The organism is Vibrio sp. 10N.247.310.17 (assembly GCF_041466605.1).
Taxonomy (GTDB): Bacteria; Pseudomonadota; Gammaproteobacteria; order Enterobacterales; family Vibrionaceae; genus Vibrio; species Vibrio tasmaniensis_A.
Window position 1 is genome coordinate 151,894 of sequence record NZ_JBFSTC010000001.1, and the last position, 14,110, is coordinate 166,003.

The 14,110-nt window shown below is 44.6% G+C and carries 13 protein-coding genes and 1 pseudogene; 1 reads left to right on the top strand and 13 read right to left on the bottom strand.

Features of this window, described 5'->3' with window-relative positions; all coding sequences use genetic code 11:
- Positions 1-21: 21 nt before the first annotated feature.
- Positions 22-1,556, top strand: a protein-coding gene (locus AB6D80_RS00675; protein WP_372064626.1) for an IS3 family transposase whose coding sequence is annotated in 2 segments (ribosomal slippage) — positions 22-475 and positions 475-1,556 — 1,536 coding nt in all. Because the reading frame shifts where the segments join, the coding sequence is not laid out codon by codon here.
- A gap of 39 nt (positions 1,557-1,595) precedes the next feature.
- Here the strand turns inward: AB6D80_RS00675 and AB6D80_RS00680 are convergent.
- The 13 genes and pseudogenes from AB6D80_RS00680 to pilM form a co-directional block, all read right to left on the bottom strand.
- Positions 1,596-1,865: pseudogene (locus AB6D80_RS00680) on the bottom strand (lamin tail domain-containing protein); the annotation flags it as partial.
- Between the two features lie 456 nt (positions 1,866-2,321).
- The gene (gene trpS / locus AB6D80_RS00685; protein WP_372187529.1) at positions 2,322-3,389 is read right to left on the bottom strand and encodes a tryptophan--tRNA ligase; all 1,068 of its coding nucleotides are present in this window, start codon (positions 3,387-3,389) and stop codon (positions 2,322-2,324) included.
- 175 nt (positions 3,390-3,564) lie between these two features.
- Positions 3,565-4,251, bottom strand: coding sequence for a phosphoglycolate phosphatase (locus AB6D80_RS00690; protein ID WP_102544832.1), 687 nt, complete (start codon positions 4,249-4,251; stop codon positions 3,565-3,567).
- A 119-nt stretch (positions 4,252-4,370) separates the two neighbouring features.
- Positions 4,371-5,045 carry a ribulose-phosphate 3-epimerase gene (rpe, locus tag AB6D80_RS00695; protein ID WP_029222055.1) on the bottom strand — a complete coding sequence of 225 codons (675 nt, stop codon included), beginning with the start codon at positions 5,043-5,045 and terminating at the stop codon, positions 4,371-4,373.
- Positions 5,046-5,233: 188 nt separating this feature from the next.
- Positions 5,234-6,094, bottom strand: a complete 861-nt coding sequence (locus AB6D80_RS00700; protein WP_372187532.1) for a Dam family site-specific DNA-(adenine-N6)-methyltransferase — start codon at positions 6,092-6,094, stop codon at positions 5,234-5,236.
- 69 nt (positions 6,095-6,163) lie between these two features.
- Complete coding sequence (locus AB6D80_RS00705) at positions 6,164-7,681, bottom strand: SPOR domain-containing protein (RefSeq protein WP_371995654.1); 1,518 nt, start codon at positions 7,679-7,681, stop codon at positions 6,164-6,166.
- 79 nt (positions 7,682-7,760) lie between these two features.
- A complete protein-coding gene (gene aroB, locus AB6D80_RS00710) occupies positions 7,761-8,849 on the bottom strand; it encodes a 3-dehydroquinate synthase (RefSeq protein ID WP_012604944.1) in 1,089 nt (362 codons plus the stop codon).
- Positions 8,850-8,873: 24 nt separating this feature from the next.
- A complete protein-coding gene (gene aroK, locus AB6D80_RS00715; protein ID WP_009848907.1) occupies positions 8,874-9,392 on the bottom strand; it encodes a shikimate kinase AroK in 519 nt (172 codons plus the stop codon).
- Positions 9,393-9,568: 176 nt separating this feature from the next.
- Entirely contained in the window at positions 9,569-11,287 is a 1,719-nt protein-coding gene (locus AB6D80_RS00720) for a type IV pilus secretin PilQ (RefSeq protein WP_372187534.1), read from the bottom strand.
- Between the two features lie 35 nt (positions 11,288-11,322).
- The gene (locus AB6D80_RS00725; RefSeq protein ID WP_371702152.1) at positions 11,323-11,841 is read right to left on the bottom strand and encodes a pilus assembly protein PilP; all 519 of its coding nucleotides are present in this window, start codon (positions 11,839-11,841) and stop codon (positions 11,323-11,325) included.
- Complete coding sequence (locus AB6D80_RS00730; protein ID WP_017100002.1) at positions 11,828-12,457, bottom strand: type 4a pilus biogenesis protein PilO; 630 nt, start codon at positions 12,455-12,457, stop codon at positions 11,828-11,830. The genes AB6D80_RS00725 and AB6D80_RS00730 overlap by 14 nt, the downstream gene beginning before the upstream one ends.
- The gene (locus tag AB6D80_RS00735) at positions 12,450-13,064 is read right to left on the bottom strand and encodes a PilN domain-containing protein (RefSeq protein ID WP_065679726.1); all 615 of its coding nucleotides are present in this window, start codon (positions 13,062-13,064) and stop codon (positions 12,450-12,452) included. Before AB6D80_RS00735 ends, AB6D80_RS00730 begins: the two co-directional genes overlap by 8 nt.
- On the bottom strand, positions 13,048-14,073 hold the full coding sequence (gene pilM / locus AB6D80_RS00740) for a type IV pilus assembly protein PilM (RefSeq protein WP_371702134.1): 1,026 nt from the start codon (positions 14,071-14,073) through the stop codon (positions 13,048-13,050). The genes AB6D80_RS00735 and pilM overlap by 17 nt, the downstream gene beginning before the upstream one ends.
- Positions 14,074-14,110: the final 37 nt, after the last annotated feature.

A 14,110-nucleotide genomic window follows, 5' to 3' on the forward strand; every position in this document is an offset into this window, starting at 1 on the left:
TTTGGGCGATAAAGAGTAATTGTGTCTCGTATCTCAGTAGAAAGAAAAGAAGCTATATTAAAGAAGCTGTTGCCTCCCTATTCGATGTCAGTGAAAGAAGTATCGGAAGAGGAAGGAATTAGCACTGCGACCCTGTATCATTGGCGGCAGCAACTCAGAGGTTCAGGAGCCGCCGTGCCAAATAACAACACTTCATCAGAGCAGTGGTCTGCTCAAACTAAACTCGCCATTGTTGCCGAGACTTACTCGATGACCGAAAGTGAACTCAGCCAATATTGTCGAGAGAAGGGCTTGTACCCTGAGCAAGTACAGACTTGGCGGAATGAGTTTGTTCAAGGAGTCATGTCGAACAAAGAGAGTGAAGCACAAGCCAAAAAACAGGCTAAAGCTGACAAACTTGAAATCAAAGAATTGAAGAAAGATTTACGACTCAAAGAAAAAGCGCTCGCTGAAACGGCCGCCCTCTTGGTACTAAGAAAAAAGCTGAGAGCCTTTTACGGGGAAGAGCCAGAGGACGACTAACCTCAACCGATGAAAGGCAAATCATAGTGACTCTTATCCTTGAAGCGAGGCAATACGGATGCCGTTTAGAGCCAGCTTGCCATGAAGTTCAAATTGACTTGAGAACGTATCGTCGCTGGTATCAGCAAGGTGAAGTTCAAGCTGACAAAAGGCCGATATGCGGTAGAACTGAGCCTGCGAACAAGCTATCTCAACAAGAGCGTGATGCGATTATTGAGGTGTGTAACCGCTCTGAGTTCGCAAGCTTACCTCCGACTCAAATCGTCCCGACACTGCTTGATAGAGGTGAGTATATCGCCTCTGAGTCAAGTTACTATCGGATACTGAGTGCACAGGGGCAACTAAACAAACGAGGTCGTCAAAGAAGTAGGCAGAAGCGTGCGAAACCAACAAGTTACACAGCTACAGATTCGAACCAAGTCTATACATGGGATATCACTTACTTACCTTCAAAAGTTCGAGGCCAACACTATTACCTGTATGTCATCGAGGATATCTACAGTCGAAAAATCGTGGGTTATGAGGTGTATGAGCATGAATGCGGTGAGCTGGCGTCACAACTTCTGCAACGAACGTTGATGCGAGAGCAGTGCTTCAATCAAGCTCTGGTTCTTCACTCAGATAATGGTGCGCCGATGAAGTCGTTGACGTTCAAAGCTAAAATGGAAGAGTTAGGTATTACTTCATCGTATAGTCGCCCAAGAGTCAGTGATGATAACCCGTATGTTGAGTCATTGTTCCGCACGGTAAAGTACATGCCAAGCTGGCCAACAAAGGGCTTTGAAACAATCGACAGTAGTCGAAGTTGGGTTGAAGCCTTCGTACGCTGGTACAACACCGAGCACAAGCACAGTAAGCTGAATTACGTCACGCCTTCAGAGCGTCACAATGGAAAAGATAAAGAGATCTTGAAGCGCCGAGCGGAGGTATTACTCACTGCGAAAGAGCTAAACCCTGAACGCTGGCCAGGTGATATCAGAAACTGTGAACCTGTTGGTGACGTTCACTTAAATCCAGAAAGAGAAGCTGCTTAATAAGCAAGCAAATGATGACAACTACCTTGAAAAACACCGCGTATGAGCGACAACAAGTACCTCATCAGGCGCTAAAACGTGGCCATCTAAAGGTAAAGTGGCGCCCCATGAGCCGTTGCCATTCGCAGACTTCGCCAGCGAGTAACCATCTAAATTTATGCTGCTATCGCCGTTATTAGCAATCTCAACCGCTTTGTTGTGGCTGCCGCCTTCCACATATTGTGAAATAAACAAATCAGCGTGTGCACTTGCTGTTAGCAAGCTACCAATTGCCACTGCTAGCAATGAAGGTTTGTGTAAAAGAGCCATCCGTTTCACCTGAGTTCATCGATTTATAGTTACTGCCGTCTATGGGCAGTCATGTATTTTGTGGTAACTATCAGGTTTATTTATGAAAGGAATAAGTCAGTTAGCAAGAAAATGAGGAACTTATCACTTAATAATCATCAATTGTTTGGCACGTTATGTATTTCCAACACAAATAGAAACAAGCAAGATTTTATAAACCCTAAGGAGAGGGAATAGGATCGTCTGCACAGCATTAATATTATGAATATGTTAGCGAGATAATGCTTAAATCATCAATTCAAACAAGAGATTTACTGGGGGAGTAAATGGAACGGGTACTAAAAAGCCCAAAGTAAACAGCGTCTACTTTGGGCTTAAATTCTGAAACGAGTGGCTTTAGCTCACCCTACGGGCGAGTAACAAAACCGACTGCTTCGTATGCTTTTTTCAGTGTTACTGCAGCATACTCTCGATAAGTTACTTAATGAACCCTCTCTCTTTCCAGATTGACTTATTGCTATTAGTTAGCCCCTGCCGCTCAACAAAACCAACAGCGTCATAAGCTTTGAGTAACGTTTTCCTAGCTCTTGCACTAGCTTTATTTTTACCTGTATGCATGACAAAATTCAAATAATCTTGATCCGCGCGCACACGCTTATACTCAGCCTGGATAGGCTCTAACATAGAGGTAACCGCGTCTGCTACATCTTTCTTGAACGGACCGTACATTTCAACGCCTTGGTATTGCGCTTCGATCTCTTCGAACGTTTTACCCGTCGCTGCAGAGTACAGACCCATTAGGTTAGAGATACCCGCTTTGTTTTCCCAATCGTGAGCAATACGTGGTGGTGTTTCTGCATCCGTTTGCGCTTTGTTGATCTTCTTGATGATCGACTTAGGCTCTTCTAGCAGAGTAATCACGTTCTTACGATTGTCATCCGACTTAGACATCTTCTTAGTCGCATCTTGCAGGCTCATTACACGTGCATTCACTGTTGGAATGTAAGGTTCTGGCACTTGGAAGATTGGCGTTTCAGGGCCGTAGATGTTGTTAAAGCGATTTGCGATATCACGCGCTAGCTCTAAGTGTTGTTTCTGGTCGCTACCTACTGGCACTTGGTGAGCACCGTAAAGCAGGATGTCTGCAGCCATCAGCACTGGGTAGTCGTATAGGCCTACGTTTACGTCGTTTGAGTGACGTGCAGACTTATCTTTAAACTGAGTCATACGGCTCAGCTCACCCATTTGTGTGTAACAGTTAAGAAGCCAACCAAGTTGAGCATGCTCTGGTACGTGTGACTGAACAAATAGCGTGCTCTTCTTTGGATCAACACCGACAGCAAGACAGATTGCTAATGCGTCTAGAGTCGCTTCATGCAGAGCTTTCGGATCTTGGCGAACCGTAATTGCGTGAAGGTCTACAACACAGTATTGGCAATCGTAATCATCTTGCATCTGTTGCCATTGACGTAGAGCACCCAAGTAGTTACCGATACTTAGTTCACCAGATGGTTGAACACCACTCAATACGATGGGCTTGCTCATGCTTTTAATTCCTTTGCTTGTTCGCTAAGCTCGTTAACTTAGTTTCTTAACCTAGTATCTGAAAAACTTAGCTTCTTAACTTTAAAATAGAAAGCCGCACAGCTCTTCTGTACGGCTCATCCAGTGTACTCATTGATAAGTATTTTGCTAGTAGGTTAGCTAACTTTTGTCCGCTTTATGCTGAAACTAGAACGACATCTAGTAATTGTGCAATGTTGTCTGCGACATAGTCAGGGTTTGATACTGAAATCGGCTCACCGTGGTTATAGCCGTAAGTCAGACCAAACGAGTGGCAGCCTGCGTTCTTAGCCGCTTTGATGTCGTTGCTTGAATCGCCTACCATCAGCATCTCTTCAGCTTTTACATTGTGCTTTTCTAGCAACCAGTTCAACGCTACTGGATTCGGCTTTTTCTCTGGGAAAGAGTCGCCACCCAACACATCAACAAAATACTTATCGATACCGTGCTGCGCCAGAACATCTGGTACAAATTTCGAAGGCTTGTTGGTGACAAGCGCCATGGTGAAGCCCGCTTTATCTAGCTCAGCTAACGTCTCTTTAACCGATGGATAAAGGTGACTCAGCTTATGGCCGCCCTGCTCGTAGAAATCATCAAACAGGATACGCGCTTTCTTCAGAAGCTCAGGCTCTAGGCTTGGATCAACCGTAAGATTACGGCTCAATGAACGTCCAATAAGAACATCAGCACCATTACCCACATAGTCGCGAACTTGTTCTTCGCTTACTGAAGAAAAACCCAGTTCCTGACAAGCTTGGTCAGCGGCGACAGCCAAATCAGGCACGCTATCTAACAAGGTTCCATCCAAATCAAAGGCAATCAGTTTTATTGAGCTTAATGACATCTTACTTTCCTATTTATTATGTTCGTCTTATGAGTTGAGCTCCAAGACGTAAAAAAGGGGCCAATTAGCCCCTTAATTTAAATTTTTTGATCTTAGGTCAACAGACCCTAGTTCTACTTTTATGCGTTAACTTTTGCAAGCTCTGCACGCATCTCATCAATCACTTCTTTGTAATCTGGTTGATTGAAGATAGCGGAACCTGCAACAAACATGTCTGCGCCCGCTTCTGCGATTTCACGGATATTATCTACCTTCACGCCGCCATCAATCTCAAGGCGGATATCACGGCCTGATTCATCAATAAGTTTACGAACAGCGCGCAGCTTATCGAGAGTGTGAGGAATGAAAGATTGACCGCCAAAGCCAGGGTTCACAGACATTAGTAGAATCATATCTACTTTATCTAAGATGTAATCAAGGCAAGAAAGTGGCGTTGCTGGGTTAAGTACGACACCCGCTTTACAGCCGTGTTCTTTGATTAGCTGTAGAGTACGGTCAACGTGCTCAGACGCTTCAACGTGAAAGGTAATCATTGATGCACCGGCTTTAGCAAACTCAGGTACGATGCTGTCTACTGGCTTAACCATTAGGTGAACATCGATAGGAGCTGTGATGCCGTAGTCGCGCAACGCTTTACAGATCGGTGCACCAAAAGTCAGGTTAGGTACGTAGTGGTTATCCATCACATCGAAGTGCACAACGTCGGCACCGGCTGCGAGTACTTTTTCGACGTCTTCACCAAGACGAGCAAAATCTGCAGACAAAATCGATGGAGCGATTAGAAAATCTTTCATACCAAACCTCTTAAGAGTGAGTAAATTGCGAATATCACCGCCTTGTGACCTCTCATACACAAGTACAAGACTCAATCCCAAGACTATTTGGTGTGCAATTCTACCTAAGCACCTAAGCAGATCCTAGCAGTTCGAAAGATTAGTTTAAGAAAGTACCCGTGGGTCACTCAATTTAATGAGTTCGAGGATTATGCTAACGACGGCAATTCTGTTGAAGCGTGTTGCTGGTTTTTCTCTTTATGGAAAAGCGCCAGTAACTCATCAACTTTATTGCGCCCTGCGCCATTACGGCTAATGGTGCGCTTAACCTTGACCACGTTCAGTTCCGCACCATGGTATAAACGGCGCGTTAAGGTGGTGTCATGGTTTGAAATCAAGACAGGAATATCGCGTTCCATCGCCGCTTTTTCAGCGACATCCGCCAGTGCAGCTTGGTCATCTAAGCTAAAACCATTACCTGCGTAAGAGGTAAAGTTAGCCGTGTTCGACAGCGGTGCGTATGGAGGGTCACAGTAAACCACGCAACCTTTGCGCGCGCGGCTAAAGGTTTCATGGTATCCCTCACAGACGAAGGTGGCTTTTTTCGCTTTCTCAGCAAAAAACTCTAGCTCGGCTTCAGGGAAATAAGGTTTTTTATAAGAACCAAACGGAACGTTAAAACCGCCCTTCTTGTTGTAACGACACAAGCCATTGAAGCCAAATCGGTTCATGTACAAGAAAGCTAACGAGCGATACATAACGTTATCTGTACCATTGAACTCAGCGCGAACATCTAAGAACACTTCTCTACGGTTATTCTCCGGACAGAACCAACGCTTCGCTTCAGTGATATAGGTTTCAGGATCGGTTTTAAGTAGATTGTATAGGTTGATAAGATCAGGATTAATATCTGCAAGTAGGTACTGTTCAAAATCAGTATTCAGAAATACTGATCCGGCACCGACAAACGGTTCTACCAATTTACGAGCAGGTGGCAGGTGACGTTGGATGTCTTCAACTAGGCCATATTTACCACCAGCCCATTTTAGAAAGGCACGCTGCTTTTTCATTTACTGCTCTATCTATCAACTCAAAAATAAGGCTGCGGAATGTAACATATTTTGAGGCTAAGCTCAGGGTTATTTCGCACGTTCTATCTCTCGATGCACTTGATTCATCGATTTTGCCCAAGGTTCCAACTGTTGAAGTGGTTTTGATAACGCACTTGCCGCATCTCGCGCCACTTGAATCGTTGGGTAATCTTGATAAGTGATAATAAACCACTTGGTGTCGTTACGAAGTGTTGGGTAAATACGAACCTTGTTCTCAAGCTCATACTCTTCAATGAAAGATTGTACATCTTCCAATGATGTCATCGCACTCAACTGCAGGGTATAAGCGCGCGGCGAGATAGCTTGTAGCTCTTCGCGTGCAAATGAGAATGTGATTTTTTTTGTCGGAGGTGCTGATTGTGTTAGCTCTGAACCTTCATTCGTTGCCGGCAATGACTCACGTTCCACAACATCAGGCTGCGGGATAACGACTGCATCTGTCTTTTCTTCAACTACAGCTTCAATTGCACTGGTATCAACACTCTCAGGTTTATCATCAAGCAAAGCATCGACCACATCAGAGGTGATCACCACACGTTGCTGATCTTGTTCTACCTGACCAACACTGGCTGTCTCTTCAACCACGACCGGCGGCAGAGAAGAGCTATCATCGTCAGCACCTTGATAACTCATATCAACTTCGGCTTCAGAATCGACAGTTCCGTCGATTGTGGCTTGCTCAGTTACATTTTCCACTTCCAACGTTGGAATAACTGTCTGCTCAATAGGGGCGATAATAGATTGCGCTTTATCGTCAGGCGTTGGTTGATTAAACATCCACCAGTAACCGCCGCCGATAACAAGCAACAAAAACGCCACCACAATCGCAATATTGATAGGTGAACCAATGATTGAGCGAATAATAATCCTTTTTTCCACTTTCAATTCTCCTAAGGCCATTAGCTCACCGGGCAAAGGTTGCGCTTTTTTAAATACATTTCGCACCCGAGATTCTGACTCATCATCGACATATCGAATCACCAGTGACTCAAAGAAATGTTCAGCTTCTGGTTGCGAAAGATCATCGATCTCAAGGGCGATAGGTTTGTGCGGCTGACCGTAACTAAGTCGTGTTAATAGCGTGTCTAGGTGACCAGTTTGCGAGAACAGAACGATATTAATCGTCCATTGAGGGTTTGATTGAGATTCAAGTACCAACATCCATAATTCTGATACCAGTAGCTCAGACAATCGGTGGGCGTCATCAATGACAATAAGCACATTACACGTATCTCCATCCAGTAACCTAGCAAGGCTATCAGATAAAGAATCATGTTGATTAAAGAGTGGGTCAGAAACAATCTGACTAAGAATAAGTGCGCGGCGCTGTTGATCGTCTTGGCTTGGGTGACAAAGCAGTAAACACTGATTTTTTTCTGTCGACCATGCTTCAAGATAACGCTGAGCTAACCAAGATCGGCCAGAACCCGTTTTACCAGCAACATTTACAAAGTTTGAACCAAAGTTAGTTAAAAGCTGTAAACGCTCTAGCAACTCAACTTGAGACTCTAACTCCAATACTCTTAAATCATGAGCCAAACTCATTGGGGATCCCTACTGATAAGTTCGATCTGTAAAGCGCTTCAGTTGCCTAACTTTTAGCTAGGCAACCTCACAACCGAATTTAAAGAGTACGGCAGAAATCAATCGCTTGTTTAATGATGTCTTGAGGTACATCAGCAACCACTTCAGCAGTACCAATACTTGTTGGTAATACCAGACGCAACTGACCAGACAGCACTTTTTTATCGCGCATCATGTGCTTCATAAAGTCTTCAAAAGACATGCTTTCTGGCGTATGGATTGGTAGTTTCGCATTCTTGAGTATAGAAATAATTCGCTCAAGTTGCTGCTGAGAAATCAGTCCCTGTAATTGGGCGGTTTTTGCTGCCATTACAGTGCCTGACGACACAGCTTCACCATGTAGCCAATTACCATAGCCTAGTTCTGCTTCAATCGCATGACCAAATGTATGACCTAGGTTCAATAACGCTCTGATTCCTGACTCTTTTTCATCGATAGCAACCACTTCAGCCTTAATTGCACAACAACGAGCAATCGCGGTAATCAGTGCGTCTTCATCAAGTTGATACAGTTTCTCTAGATTCTGCTCCAACCAGCCAAAAAAGGCTTCATCGTAAATGATGCCGTATTTGATCACCTCAGCCATGCCCGCTGCAAACTCACGCTCTGGAAGCGTTGATAGGCAGTTAGTATCGATGATGACAGATTTTGGTTGGTAAAAAGCGCCGATCATATTCTTGCCAAGGGGATGGTTCACTGCCGTTTTACCACCTACAGAGGAGTCCACTTGAGAAAGAAGGGTCGTCGGGATTTGAATGAAATCAATACCGCGTTGATAACAAGAAGCAGCAAAACCAACCAAATCACCGATAACACCACCACCTAAAGCAATCACCACCACATCGCGGCTGTAATTTCCTTCAAGCATGTAGCTCATCACTGAATTGAACGTTTCAAGGTTTTTGTACTGTTCACCGTCTGGCAGCTCGAGAAGAGATGTTTGACAGCCGACTTGATCCAATAGCGATAAAATTTTATCAGCATAAAGAGGCGCTACTGTCACATTACTGATAACAACAACTTTCTGCTTACCTGATAAAAAAGAAAGGTACGCCGGGTCTTCAAATAACCCGGCGCCAATAGAGATAGGGTAGCTACGCTCAGCTAGATTGACCGTAATCCGTTCCATGGGTTTGCTCTCCGAAAAATGAACTTAACGTTCTTCTAGCATTTTTACGATCTGGTTGGCTACCACTTTTGCACTTTGGTCGTCAGTACGAACTGTGTAGTCCGCCACTTCTTCGTATAGTGCGTTGCGAGATACAGCTAGATCTTCTAGCACATCACGCGGGTTGTCTGTTTGAAGTAGAGGGCGTTTCTTGTCGCGGTTAGTGCGAGCAAGTTGCTTTTCAATTGTTGTCTCTAGGTATACAACAATGCCTCGTGCAGATAGACGGTTACGGTTTTCTTTGCTCAGCACTGAACCACCACCTGTCGCAAGAACAATACCTTGTTCTTCTGTCAGATCGTTGATTACAGATTCTTCGCGCTTACGGAAACCATCTTCGCCCTCAACATCAAAAACCCATGCGATGTCTGCGCCAGTGCGCTCTTCGATCACAGTGTCAGAGTCTAGAAACTCCATATGAAGTTGGGAAGCTAGGTGTCTACCAATTGTACTTTTGCCGGCGCCCATTGGGCCAACAAGAAAAATATTGCGTTTCTCAGCCATGTTTTTAGCAGTAATTTACAACGTTAATTCAATGACATCGCCACAAGGTAGGTCAGTACAAGTACTGAAATTAAAAGGCCCGTGGCACCGATTCCTCACAGATAATTCGTGATAAGACCCGAAATTATCAAGGTTAGGTGCCACTAATGCAACTTTATTTTTAATCTAATTGCTCATTACTGAATCACAACTTTAGGTGTAACAAAAATAAGTAGTTCACTTTTGCCTACATTTTCATAGCTACGACGGAACAATGCGCCAAGAACAGGAAGGTCTCCTAACAGTGGAACTTTATCAACTTGGCTGCTCACACTGTGTTGAAAAATACCACCCAACACGACCGTTTCACCATTATTAACAAGCACTTGCGTACCAATTCTTTGCGTATCAATAGCGACCGCTTCACCGGTGCCGGTTTTCACCACTTGCCCTGGCCTATCTTGAGTCACGCTCAAATCCAATACCAAACGATTATCGGGGGTGATCTGCGGAGTCACCTTGAGACTCAATACCGCTTTCTTAAATGCGACTGAAGTAGCACCACTTGAAGAAGACTCTAAATAAGGGATTTCAGTACCTTGCTCAATATAAGCGGGTTTTTTATTGGTGGTAATTAAGCGTGGGCTAGAAATAATCTCTGCTTTCGACTCTTGTTGCAGTGCTGACAATTCAAGATCAAGCAAGGTATCAGAACCCAGCTTGGCTACCTGAAACGCAATACTCGACGCGCTCGGGGAAGTTGATCCTAAATTAACGTTGAGGAAATCGTCAATCGCACTATTCCCACCATTGTCGTCATACGGCGTAATTTGCGATGGATGGTTGCCCTCTATCGAGCCGCCAACTTTGAAGCTTCCGTTAGTCGAGGAAACGCCCCAACGCACTCCTAGTTCATCAAGATTACCCTCAGTAACAGTGACAATACGTGCTTCTATCTGAACTTGCTTCACGGGAATGTCTAGCGATTCAATAATGCCTCGTATCACCGCAATGTTTTCTTCCAATTCACGGATCAACAGGGAGTTAGTTCGCTCATCAATGGTAATCGAGCCTCGCTCGGACAACATGCTTACCGCCCCTTCCCCACCAATCATGTCGGCAATGTCGGTGGCTTTGGCAAAGTTAATCTTGATGATTTCCGACTTGAGTTCACCTAGCTCTTCTTCCAAACGAGATTTCTCTAGCGCTTGTTGCTCTCTAAGGTCGAGCTCAGCTTTAGGTGCCACCAAGATAACGTTGCCATCAACACGCTTATCCAACCCCTTAACTTGCAAGATAATGTCGAGAACTTGCTGCCAAGGCACACCATCTAAACGTAAAGTCAGATTACCCGTGACTGAATCAGAAACAACGAGATTGAAATCGTTGTAATCAGCAATAAGCTGCAAAACATTACGTACAGGGATATCTTGGAAGTTAATCGATATCACCTTGCCTTCTTTTTCTAAAACATTTTTCTCTATTGTCACTTCATCAATAGTAGGCCTACTGATCATTACCTCAATAAAGCGACCTTTTAAGTTGTATTCATATTGATAGTCACCAGCGATCGTTGCCAACAATCGCGTACTGGGCGTTTCCTTATACACCTCAATACCTTCAACTGAGGTCGCGAAGTCCTTCACATCCAGGAGGTAAAGCTTATCGTCATTCACCTGAGTATTGAGTAACTCGATACTTAAACCTTCCTGAGCACGTTGAACATCCACCACAGCAGTGCTGGTTGCCAATTCGATAATGATGACGGCGTCTTTCTCCTTGTTGACCCTAAAATCAATATTTTCCAATTGATTTGGCAAGCTCTCGGCATAGCTGAACACGCTAACCACCAACATCACAGACACAGCAAAACCTTGTAGAGCCTTGCTCACTAATCCACTTATTCCTTTAATCATATTTACATCTCATATCCACATCATGTGACATTGGTTTACTTCAGAGCGAGCCTAACGTTGCGCTTATGCCAACAACCTAAACCATCTGGAAGAGTTTCATTAATCTGTACATACTGGCTCGTCACCTTAGTAACTCGACCATTGTTTAAGCCAATAAACTGACCTTTTTTCACATTGACCACGTTCCCTTTTGGGGTTTGTACTAACCCTGAAACGCTTGTTCCACGGCCCATTACGCCTCTTAAACGCAGCTTACTCAGCGGGTATTTTTCTAACTTGCCAATACGAGAACGAGCGTTCGGCTGCCAACAGTCTTTCTTCACCAAGGGTTGATTTTGAACCATGGCTTCTTTAGGAAGTTCAAAGGGAGGGCGAAAGGCGTGGCGTTGATAAGTTGCGGCTAAGAACTCCGTTTCTGGGACAAGTTTTTCTACCTCTTTTCTCGCCTTAGCTTCAACTTGCCTCACAAAATCTTCTAACGAATCCTGACTGGCTTTACAGCCTGAAAGCACAAGCAGTAACAATAGGGACAAAAGGACGCTACTGAATTTCATCATTCACCTCCGATTTAAACTGATAGGTGTAAGCTCGAACCCTGAAATGTAGCGTGCTGCTTTCTTGACTGACTCGCTGCCAATTCACATCATCGAAGCTAATAATGCGTGGCAGTTTTGCGATGGCCGCGGAGAAATCGCCAATCTCATGGTAATCACCGGTTAGCTCAATATTGAGGGGTAACCGATAGAGGAATTCCTTGTTCTGCTTTTGCCCCCAATCAATGCGCGTAAAGGTCAGCGCATTATCCAAACCAAGTTCATTCACTGAGGCCAACATACTGGCGAGCTCCTTTTGAACGGGTAGTTGTTCTAACAGATAGTCGTAGCGACTGGTTAGCTCATCCAACTGACTCTGAAGCTTAGGCAAAGCCGCAACCTTGTTCGCTTTTATCCTTAACGTTGCTTTCAAAGTCTGCTCTTGCTGCTTCATCTGCTGCAGTTCATCGTCTAAAGGCAGCAAATACAGCCAAGTCCCGACACCTTGGATTAATATCATCAGCAACAGAATAACGAGCAGTTGGGGCAACAACGGCCATTCGGTGATCTCATCAGCATCGAGATCTTGCAAGCTCACACTATTTTGCCAGCTAATCCTACTTTGAAGGTTAGCCATGATTTGCCCCCTTCTCTTTTCTGCTCGCGGTTGCGCTCTCTGCGGTTGTGTTTTCTAAAGAAACAGGGCTAAACACAAAAGAGACCTTGAAGGTCTGAAACTCTTTATTGAAGCGTTTTCGGTTATGGATAATAGAGTGCATCTCGACCCCTTTAAGAGAATCAGAACGCTCTAGATTGTCCAACATTGTGGCGAGGCGAGCCGTACTGTCGCTGATACCGGCCATCTCAATCTCCTGACCATTCATCTTTATCTTGTCGACATACACCCCTTCAGGAATCAGCTCCGGCATTAGATTCATAAAGTCGGTGGTCTTATTACGGCCAAGCTGTAACGACTCCACGACATCAAGTCGAGTCAGAATGGCTTTGTGTTCTTGTTCTGCAACTTTTAACGATTGAATTTGTCGGTCGAGCTCGGCAATGTATTGATTAAGATAATTGAGGCGAGCTTGCTGTTTGGCTTGTTGATCTTGAAAATAGTGACCAACCGCCCATTGCCCTGTAAGTGCAATGATGACGCCAAGAATGACTAGGTGAATAAAACGCTTCTTGTGCTGAGCGCGAATCTCATCACGCCACGGCAGCAGGTTAATTTGATGCAACATGCTTCTCTCCTTGCCACTTGAGTCCACTCATCGCCATACCCGCGGCAATGCCGAAATGTTGCCAGTTCATCGGCAGTTGGTGCCGCTTCGCCACCTTGTTCTCAAATAACGATAAAGGATTGAGCGATTCACAACTCATCTGAAAATGGCGCTCTAGATCTTCAACTACCATCGGAATGCTGGCTCCTTCGCCCATCAGCCAGATCCCGGATATCGGCTCAAGTGCATTCACTGAGGAATAGAGTTGCAACTGTCGCTTAAGCTTTTCAACCAAATTAACAATAAACCGATGTGTCTCCTCTGCGTTGCCGAACACACCTTCTGTATAACTCGGGCTGTCAGTACCGCGAAGATCTTGAGTACCAAAGGCGATGTCTTTATAGAAAGGTGCTGAATCCTGCGGGATAATGCCTAACGACGTTTGGTCAACTCCCACGTCCACCAGCAACCAGTTACTTTTTTCAGGATAAAGGCGTGAAGCCAACTGCCAAATATTGAGCAGACCATGTGCTTGGGTGTCGATGACAACAGGTTTAAATCCGGCTTTATTTAAAGCATCCGCTCGACTGTCTACAACTTCCTTACGAGTCGCATATATCTGATAGCTAGTTGTCGATCCTTTACCAAATCGTTTGTCTTCCAGCTTTACAAAATCTAAACTCAGCTCCTCGATAGGAAAGGGAGATTGATGAGCAAAGGTTTGATAGATAGAAAACTCCTTTTCTCTGTCTTCTAAATCACTCTCTATTTGCAGTACTTTGCTGATCACCGTGTTATCGGGTACCGAAATGGCGACGTTGCGACAGCCAAAAGGCAGTCCTTTCCTAAGTTCTTTAAGTTTCTTAACAGTTTTCTGATACTCCAAAGTATGGTTAGCTGTAAAAATGTCGTCCGAAATCGGCAGCTCTTTGTATCCCACTAGGGCATACAACTCCCCCACGGGTTTTAGTACCACGGCTTTGATGCTGTGATGATTTATATCTATACCTGTAATTAATGATGAACCCATGTGACCTAGCTCCTGAAGTGCCAAGCATTTCGTTGAT

Excerpts from the sequence above, each read along its gene's own strand:
- trpS (WP_372187529.1), bottom strand. The coding sequence starts at position 3,389 with ATGAGCAAGCCCATCGTATTGAGTGGTGTTCAACCATCTGGTGAACTA.
- AB6D80_RS00690 (WP_102544832.1), bottom strand. The coding sequence starts at position 4,251 with ATGTCATTAAGCTCAATAAAACTGATTGCCTTTGATTTGGATGGAACC.
- rpe (WP_029222055.1), bottom strand. The coding sequence starts at position 5,045 with ATGAAAGATTTTCTAATCGCTCCATCGATTTTGTCTGCAGATTTTGCT.
- AB6D80_RS00700 (WP_372187532.1), bottom strand. The coding sequence starts at position 6,094 with ATGAAAAAGCAGCGTGCCTTTCTAAAATGGGCTGGTGGTAAATATGGC.
- AB6D80_RS00705 (WP_371995654.1), bottom strand. The coding sequence starts at position 7,681 with ATGAGTTTGGCTCATGATTTAAGAGTATTGGAGTTAGAGTCTCAAGTT.
- aroB (WP_012604944.1), bottom strand. The coding sequence starts at position 8,849 with ATGGAACGGATTACGGTCAATCTAGCTGAGCGTAGCTACCCTATCTCT.
- aroK (WP_009848907.1), bottom strand. The coding sequence starts at position 9,392 with ATGGCTGAGAAACGCAATATTTTTCTTGTTGGCCCAATGGGCGCCGGC.
- AB6D80_RS00720 (WP_372187534.1), bottom strand. The coding sequence starts at position 11,287 with ATGATTAAAGGAATAAGTGGATTAGTGAGCAAGGCTCTACAAGGTTTT.
- AB6D80_RS00725 (WP_371702152.1), bottom strand. The coding sequence starts at position 11,841 with ATGAAATTCAGTAGCGTCCTTTTGTCCCTATTGTTACTGCTTGTGCTT.
- AB6D80_RS00730 (WP_017100002.1), bottom strand. The coding sequence starts at position 12,457 with ATGGCTAACCTTCAAAGTAGGATTAGCTGGCAAAATAGTGTGAGCTTG.
- AB6D80_RS00735 (WP_065679726.1), bottom strand. The coding sequence starts at position 13,064 with ATGTTGCATCAAATTAACCTGCTGCCGTGGCGTGATGAGATTCGCGCT.
- pilM (WP_371702134.1), bottom strand. The coding sequence starts at position 14,073 with ATGGGTTCATCATTAATTACAGGTATAGATATAAATCATCACAGCATC.